Source organism: Pseudoalteromonas luteoviolacea, from assembly GCF_021654285.1.
GTDB classification, from domain to species: domain Bacteria; phylum Pseudomonadota; class Gammaproteobacteria; order Enterobacterales; family Alteromonadaceae; genus Pseudoalteromonas; species Pseudoalteromonas luteoviolacea_J.
The window spans coordinates 67,042-73,323 of sequence record NZ_JAKFZS010000028.1; the positions used below are offsets into that span (position 1 = coordinate 67,042).

Annotated in this window: 8 protein-coding genes; 5 read left to right on the forward strand and 3 right to left on the reverse strand. The window is 44.0% G+C overall.

The features are described 5' to 3' along the window. The first annotated feature begins 67 nt into the window (after positions 1–67). From L1077_RS21480 to hemF, 3 genes are read left to right on the forward strand one after another with little or no spacing between them, the layout of a single operon-like run. A complete protein-coding gene (locus L1077_RS21480) occupies positions 68–646 on the forward strand; it encodes a DNA topoisomerase family protein (protein ID WP_237138920.1) in 579 nt (192 codons plus the stop codon). Further along, positions 633–1,208, forward strand: coding sequence for a Sua5/YciO/YrdC/YwlC family protein (locus L1077_RS21485; RefSeq protein ID WP_237138921.1), 576 nt, complete (start codon positions 633–635; stop codon positions 1,206–1,208). The genes L1077_RS21480 and L1077_RS21485 overlap by 14 nt, the downstream gene beginning before the upstream one ends. A gap of 4 nt (positions 1,209–1,212) precedes the next feature. After that, positions 1,213–2,139 carry an oxygen-dependent coproporphyrinogen oxidase gene (gene hemF / locus L1077_RS21490; protein WP_237138922.1) on the forward strand — a complete coding sequence of 309 codons (927 nt, stop codon included), beginning with the start codon at positions 1,213–1,215 and terminating at the stop codon, positions 2,137–2,139. Between the two features lie 62 nt (positions 2,140–2,201). Here hemF and L1077_RS21495 read toward each other — a convergent pair whose 3' ends face one another. Both L1077_RS21495 and L1077_RS21500 read right to left on the reverse strand, forming a co-directional pair. Further along, positions 2,202–3,809 (reverse strand): methyl-accepting chemotaxis protein, encoded by a 1,608-nt coding sequence (locus L1077_RS21495; RefSeq protein ID WP_237138923.1) that lies wholly within the window; start codon positions 3,807–3,809, stop codon positions 2,202–2,204. A 103-nt stretch (positions 3,810–3,912) separates the two neighbouring features. Further along, positions 3,913–4,374 (reverse strand): group II truncated hemoglobin, encoded by a 462-nt coding sequence (locus L1077_RS21500; protein WP_237138924.1) that lies wholly within the window; start codon positions 4,372–4,374, stop codon positions 3,913–3,915. Between the two features lie 26 nt (positions 4,375–4,400). Between L1077_RS21500 and aroE the strand changes: the two genes are divergently transcribed. Beyond that, positions 4,401–5,210 (forward strand): shikimate dehydrogenase, encoded by an 810-nt coding sequence (aroE, locus tag L1077_RS21505; protein WP_237138925.1) that lies wholly within the window; start codon positions 4,401–4,403, stop codon positions 5,208–5,210. Positions 5,211–5,212: 2 nt separating this feature from the next. Then, positions 5,213–5,452 (forward strand): DUF1488 domain-containing protein, encoded by a 240-nt coding sequence (locus tag L1077_RS21510; protein ID WP_063360129.1) that lies wholly within the window; start codon positions 5,213–5,215, stop codon positions 5,450–5,452. Here L1077_RS21510 and L1077_RS21515 read toward each other — a convergent pair. Further along, on the reverse strand, positions 5,438–5,971 hold the full coding sequence (locus L1077_RS21515) for a gamma carbonic anhydrase family protein (RefSeq protein WP_196760601.1): 534 nt from the start codon (positions 5,969–5,971) through the stop codon (positions 5,438–5,440). The genes L1077_RS21510 and L1077_RS21515 overlap by 15 nt on opposite strands. Positions 5,972–6,282: the final 311 nt, after the last annotated feature.

Here is a 6,282-nt window from a genome sequence, read left to right on the forward strand (position 1 = left end):
ATTTTATTGTCCTTATATTGATACACACAGTAAAATAGCGCAAAGCATGCACAGTGAAGGTAAACAAATGAGTAAAATTGATCACTCTATTTTTAATGCAGATAAACATGCATTAGAAAAAGAATATGAGATCTGCCCTAAATGTGGTTCAGAGCTGGTGGTCAAACACTCTAAAAGTGGAGCATTTCTTGGCTGTGCCAATTACCCAACATGCGATTATATGCGTGCCTTTGCTCATCATGATAGCAACGAAATCAAAGTATTAGATGATGCACCTTGCCCAGAATGTGGCCGAGCATTGGTGATCAGAAATGGTCGATATGGCATGTTTATAGGGTGTACCGGTTACCCAGAGTGTGACTTCATTGTGCATGAAGAAGAGGAGCAAGCTGATACGTTTCCTCAGTGCCCTAAATGTCATAAAGGGCATCTACAGAAAAGACAGAATAAGTACGGCAAGTTTTTTTATGCGTGCGATGCTTATCCTAAATGCAAATATAGTTTGAATCAGTATCCCGTAGCACATCAGTGTGAGCAGTGCGATTGGCCTGTGATGGTGCAAAAAAAGCGGGCTGGAAAAGCTATGCTACAATGTCCGCAAAAAGCTTGTCAGCATATGATTGAGGATCCCAATGAGTCACAATGAAAATCAAACAGCTAAGCCGCAATCTGCGATTGATGCATTGCAGCAAGGTGAGTTGATCTGTTACCCCACTGAAGCCATTTTTGGTTTGGGGTGCGATCCGGATAGCGAAAGTGCGGTACATAAACTTTTAGCGTTAAAGGAGCGCCCAATTGAAAAAGGCCTGATACTGATTGCTGACAATTTTGCCCAGTGTTTAATCTATGTCGATGATGCAAAAATCCCAATGGATAAGCGTGCTGAGATCTTTTCAGCATGGCCAGGACCGGTCACCTGGGTTCTACCTGCAAAATCGACGACACCAAAATGGCTAACCGGCGCGCATTCGAGTATCGCGGTTCGAGTGACCGATCATCCTGTTGTGAAGCAACTCTGTAAGACATTTGGTAAGCCACTTGTATCGACCAGTGCTAACTTCAGTGGTGAAGAGCCTGCAATGACCATTGATGAAGCCAAGGCTATGTTTAATGAACGTGTTGGTTTTTATCAAGAGGGTGAGTTAGGTGGTCGCACTGCACCAAGCCAAATCCGTGATGCCATGACAGGCAAAGTATTTAGGAGCTAAGTGCGTGAGCAAAGTGAATTTAGAAACGGTCAAGGAATTCTTATTGCAGCTGCAAGATGCTATCTGTGCGGGCTTAGAGCAAGCTGACGGCAGTGGTAAATTTGTGGAAGATAAGTGGGAGCGTGCAGAAGGCGGCGGCGGTCGAACACGGGTGCTTAGAGGCGGTGATGTCATTGAGCAGGGGGGAGTCAATTACTCTCATGTTTTTGGCGCGTCAATGCCTGCATCAGCAACAGCGCATCGACCAGAATTAGCAGGGCGAAGCTTTCATGCCTGCGGCGTCTCTTTGGTTATTCACCCAAAAAACCCACATATACCAACCAGTCACGCCAATGTGCGTTTTTTCATTGCCGAAAAAGAAGGTGAGGCGCCGATTTGGTGGTTTGGCGGTGGCTTTGATCTAACGCCGTTTTATCCGCATTTGGAAGACGTTAAGCACTGGCACCAAGTCGCAAAAGACCTATGTGACCCATTTGGTGATGACGTGTATCCGCGGTATAAAAAGTGGTGTGATGATTATTTTTACTTAAAACACCGTGATGAGACCCGGGGTGTAGGTGGATTATTTTTTGATGATCTGAATGAGTGGGGTTTTGATAAGAGCTTTGCCTTTATGCAAGCTGTTGGCGAAGGCTTTTTACCTGCTTATGCCCCCATCATTGAGCGCAGGAAGGCTTCCCAAGTGACTGAGCAAGAGCGCGAATTTCAGCTTTATCGTCGAGGTCGATATGTTGAATTCAATTTAGTATGGGACAGAGGCACACTATTTGGTTTGCAAAGTGGTGGTCGTACGGAGTCCATTTTGATGTCGATGCCGCCATTAGCTAGATGGGAGTATGACTTCACCCCAGAAGCCGACTCTAATGAAGCAAAGTTATATGAGCATTTCTTAAAACCACAAGATTGGTTGAATATAGACTCGCTCTCATAAATTGGTTGAGCTAATAAGGGTCAAGTTATCAAAAAAGGAGCGTGATGCTCCTTTTTTAATGGTTAGTCTAATTTGAACCCTCGTACCTGCTCGTCCAAAGATCGCGCTAGCTCGAGTAGCTCTTCACTGACTCGTTTACTACCGTGGGCATCTTCCAAAGATTGCTCGGCATTATCCCGAATGGCGACGACACTTTGGTTGATCTCTTCAGCTGCTTGATTTTGTTGCTCAGTGGCATCGGCAATTTGCACATTGAGCGCATTGATCTCATGCATTTGAGATGAAATATCCTTTAACGCCTGAGCAACCTGTTGCACTTGCTGTGCGCGATCATCAGCCTCTGCACAGGAAGCCGTCATTGCGTTAACGGTTTGCTGTGCTTCTTGTTGTAATTTATCTATGGTGCGGCGTATCTCATCGGTAGAGTCATGAGTACGGGTTGCCAGAGTTCTCACTTCATCGGCAACCACTGCAAACCCTCTGCCAGCTTCGCCTGCGCGTGCGGCTTCTATAGCAGCGTTGAGCGCAAGCAAATTCGTTTGCTCAGCGATACTGCTTATCACCTCTAGCACTTTGCCAACAGCCAGAGTTTGTGTTTGCAATTGGCTGACTTGATTAGCCGCATCTCGAATATCATCGGCTAATTGATTGATACTTTGCTCTGTGGTGTGGGCAATCGACATACTTTGCTCTGCAAGGTGATTGCTACTGTCAGACTTTTCAGAGGCAAAGTGGGTGGTATTTTTTACTTCACTGGATGAGCTTTCTAGTTCATTGATTGCAGCAGCGACCGAATCTGTCCCTTGTTTTTGCGCTTGTATTGCTTCTTCTGTGGTTTCTGCAGCGGTGTATATATGCTCCGCAGAGTGGATCAGGATTTTTGATGAACGGGACACCTCGGCAATACTGTCTTTAAAGGCTGCCATCATTTTATTGAAGTTAGTAGCAAGGCGGCCTAACTCATCATCTATATTATCTTCAATGCGTAAGCTTAAATCTTGGTTGGACGTAGCAAGGCGCATGGTTTTACCAAGCCTTTTTAAGCGAACGATAAATAGTTTGCGGAATAAAATACCTAAAATGATGAACGCAGTGGCAAAGATGGTACTTAGTAGTGCGGTACTAAATACGGTATTGGTATCGACAGTATTGTCGATATCACTCAGTGAGTAGCTGATTTTGACTGCACCTAACACATCACCTTCTTGCGCTTGATGGCAGCCTAAGCAATTTGTGCCTTTGTAGTCTGCACTGGCAACCATGGGCTTTAGGTAAGTCATAACTCGTTTATCACCGCGTTGCTCAATGACTAAGCGCTCTTCACCTCTGAGTGCTGCATGTTCGGCATCCGTTTGTGGAGATTCGTTGGCATTTCCTTGGCCGTAAAGCTTATTGACTTGATCGCCACGGACGATGTGAGCATCTTCAATATTGTCATGGTTACGAAGCTTTTCCCCGAGAATATGCCGATTAGACATGGTGCCGGTGAGCATCATGGTATTGATAGAGTCGAAGTAGTTATCGGCCAGTAATCGAATATTGGTTTCGACAGTTTGCTCGGCGAGGTTTTTTTGTTGACTACTATTGCTCAAAATACTGGCTATGAGTACCAATACACCAGTAATGGCGAGCAGGGCATATATTTTATGTTGAATAGACTTCACACGCATCGCACCTAATAGAAATTAAGCATCCATTATGCGTGTGAATAAACCCGTACCATTTGACTCAGCGCAAAAGTGACTTCGCTAATGCAAAATTACAAATAGCACGCTAGTCTTGGTTAATCATATGTGTCGCTAATTGTGCCAGCGACTTTCTTAAGCCTTCACGCAGTAGTGGGTTATCAATTTCAGCATCTAATGCTTTATCCATGCAATACATCCATTGGTCACGCAGGTCTTGGTTGATAGTAAAAGGCATGTGGCGCATTCTCAGACGCGGGTGACCATACTTTTCGACAAATAAGTCTGGGCCGCCCAACCAACCTGACAAGAATTCAAAAAATACCTGACGGATCCTATCAAGTGGCAGTGGATGCATGTCGTAAAGTGGTTTTGCATAGGGATCGCTTGCCATAACATCATAAAAGCGATTTGCCAAAGCGAGCGCCCCTTTTTCACCACCAATTAATTCATAGGGCGTGCGTTCGGGGTTAGGTGCATGATGATTTTGCGATGTCTTAGGATCTTCACTTGCATCTTTATTAAAGATACGTTTAATTAACTGCTTCATTCACTATCACTATTGTTAGGCTAAAAATGGATAAATACGCGGTTTTTGGTAACCCGATAAAGCATTCTAAATCGCCAGAGATTCATTCGCAATTTGCATCTGAACTTAATGAGCAGATTGACTATACCGCTATATTGGCGCCGGTAGATGGCTTTGTTAGTAGTATCAATGCGTTCTTTGCTGATGGCGGACTTGGAGCGAATGTCACTTTACCGTTCAAGGAAGAAGCATTTAATTATGCTGATCTGCTCACTGAGCGGGCAAAACTGGCTGGCGCTGTTAATACATTAAAGCGACAAGATGATGGAACAGTATTAGGTGATAATACGGATGGTGCTGGCCTAGTATCGGATTTACTGAGACATCAAGTGCAATTACAAGATGCTGTGATTTTGCTCTTGGGCGCTGGTGGTGCAGCAAGGGGGTGTATATACCCATTATTGCAAGCTGGTGTTAAACACATCGTAGTAGCAAATCGTACGGTGTCAAAAGCCCAACAATTAGCTAAGCTATTTGCCCCTTACGGTGAAGTCACTGCTGTGGCACTCAATGAAATCCCACATTTACCTTACACAGGTGTGATAAACTCAACCTCTTCGAGTGTCACCGGTGACATACCGAATATTGCAAGCAATGTCGTGGCGCAGACAAGCTGGGGTTACGATATGTTTTATAGTGATACGCAGACGAGCTTTTTAAACTGGATAGCGACGCATAATCCAAATTGTCAGCTAATTGATGGTATTGGCATGTTAGTGGGGCAAGCTGCTGAAGCGTATACTGTGTGGCGAGGTAAATCTCCAAATGTTGAAGCGGTATTGGAAAAGGTAAAATAATCATGAATCAAGCGGTCTTATTTAATGATGATATTCACTATGACGTTGCGCTTAGTCGATTAGTCTTTACTGCCATGGTTTCTGGCATGATAGTGCCATGTGTAATTGCGGTACCTGCAACGTTAGAAGAACCATTGGTGCATTTTAGAAATCATCAGTTTGATTATGAAATGCAAGCCGAAGAGCTCATAGAAGATGAAAGCTATTCGGCATCTGGTGAGATAGAGTTAACCTTCCTCTAAATACTCATCTTTAAGCTCTACGTAATTTTGCGCGGAGACTTTTAAAAAAGCGAGCTCTTGATCTGTTAACTTGCGAGCTTGCTTGACTGGACTGCCAACATATAAATAGCCAGACTCCAACGTCTTGTTAGGTGGGACTAGCGCACCACCCCCAATAATGACATCATCTTCAACGGTGACATTGTCCATGACAATCGCACCCATACCGACCAAGATACGATTGCCTAGCTTGCAGCCGTGCAGCATAACTTTATGGCCAACAGTCACATCGTCACCGATGATCAAAGGGTAGCCTTCGGGATTTGTTTGGCTTTTACGTGTTAAATGTAAAACGCTGCCATCTTGAACATTGGTGCGCTCACCAATGGTGATATAATTGACATCGCCGCGCGCGGCCACTAACGGCCAGACACTACTATGTTTGCCAACACTAATATCGCCAACCAGAACTGCGCTTTCATCTACATATACCCCTTCAGATAACTTGGGGGCGATACCTTTATACGTTCTTAACATGATTCTAAGACTCTAATGAAGAAGATAGCACTAGTGTAGAGTTTAATGATTTAAATCTCTATAGGGAGATAAAACCCTACAAACGAATACTAAATGTACATTTTTAGTGTGTTTAGCTCAATAATTGCTCGAGTTGTGTGTTTTTATAAGTTTTCTTTAAAAAGTGCTTGCACTATTTCCTCAGCTCCCTATAATGCGCACCCACTGACACGGCGGGATGCGAGAGAAAACGCAAACCAAAGAGAAGGTTAAAGTTAAATTGAAAGATTAACTTTTTTCGAAAGAAAGAAAATTAAATTTTCTAGTTGACTTTG

What these genes read in the sequence shown, in the direction of transcription:
- L1077_RS21480 (WP_237138920.1), top strand. Translation starts at nt 68, where the DNA reads ATGAGTAAAATTGATCACTCTATTTTTAATGCAGATAAACATGCATTA.
- L1077_RS21485 (WP_237138921.1), top strand. Translation starts at nt 633, where the DNA reads ATGAGTCACAATGAAAATCAAACAGCTAAGCCGCAATCTGCGATTGAT.
- L1077_RS21495 (WP_237138923.1), bottom strand. Translation starts at nt 3,809, where the DNA reads ATGCGTGTGAAGTCTATTCAACATAAAATATATGCCCTGCTCGCCATT.
- L1077_RS21500 (WP_237138924.1), bottom strand. Translation starts at nt 4,374, where the DNA reads ATGAAGCAGTTAATTAAACGTATCTTTAATAAAGATGCAAGTGAAGAT.
- aroE (WP_237138925.1), top strand. Translation starts at nt 4,401, where the DNA reads ATGGATAAATACGCGGTTTTTGGTAACCCGATAAAGCATTCTAAATCG.
- L1077_RS21510 (WP_063360129.1), top strand. Translation starts at nt 5,213, where the DNA reads ATGAATCAAGCGGTCTTATTTAATGATGATATTCACTATGACGTTGCG.